The sequence below is a fragment of the Ideonella sp. B508-1 genome (assembly GCF_000333615.1).
Lineage (GTDB): Bacteria > Pseudomonadota > Gammaproteobacteria > Burkholderiales > Burkholderiaceae_C > Ideonella.
The window spans coordinates 1-732 of sequence record NZ_BADL01000033.1; the positions used below are offsets into that span (position 1 = coordinate 1).

Sequence of the window (732 nt, forward strand, 5' to 3'; positions counted from 1 at the left end):
CGCGGGCATCATCCTCAATGGTCCGTTCCCGCTGCCACCGGCCGTGCAGGACCTCATGGTGGGCCTGGACTCGCCGCTTCCGATCATCCAGACCGACCTGGACACGTACGACACCGCCGTCCGGGTCATGAGCACCCGCGGCCGCCTCGCCGCCGGCTCGCAGCGCCGCTACGACACGGCGCTGGCCCTGTTCGAGCAGCACGTCGACACCGACGAGTTCACGCGTGCCCTCGGGCTCGCCCACTCCACCGTCGTGACGCCGCTGATGTTCGAGTACCAGCTCCTGGAGCGCGCCCGCACCGGCCGTAAGCGCATCGTGCTGCCGGAAGGCGGCGACGACCGCGTGCTGAGGGCGGCGGCCACCGTGCTCGCCCGTGGCATCGCCGACCTGACGATCCTCGGCGACGAGGCGGAGGTGCGTGGTCGCGCGGTGGAGCTCGGCCTCGACCTGAGCGCCGCGCAGGTGCTGAGCCCGTTCGACCCGCAGATCGTGCACCGCTTCGCCGAGGAGTACGCCGAGCTGCGCAAGCACAAGGGCATCACGTACGAGAAGGCGGCCGACACCATCACCGACGTGTCGTACTTCGGCACGATGATGGTGCACCTGGGGCTGGCCGACGGCATGGTGTCGGGTGCCGCCCACACGACGGCGCACACCATCCGACCCGCGTTCGAGATCATCAAGACGCGCCCGGGCGTCTCAGTCGTCTCCAGTGTGTTCCTCATGGCGCT

At 69.8% G+C, this 732-nt stretch carries 1 protein-coding gene; it reads left to right on the top strand.

Translation table 11 applies throughout. From position 1 onward, the window contains the following. Window positions 1–732, top strand: a 732-nt coding sequence (locus tag I73_RS01665) for a phosphate acyltransferase (RefSeq protein ID WP_022979026.1), incomplete at both ends; no start/stop codon positions are given.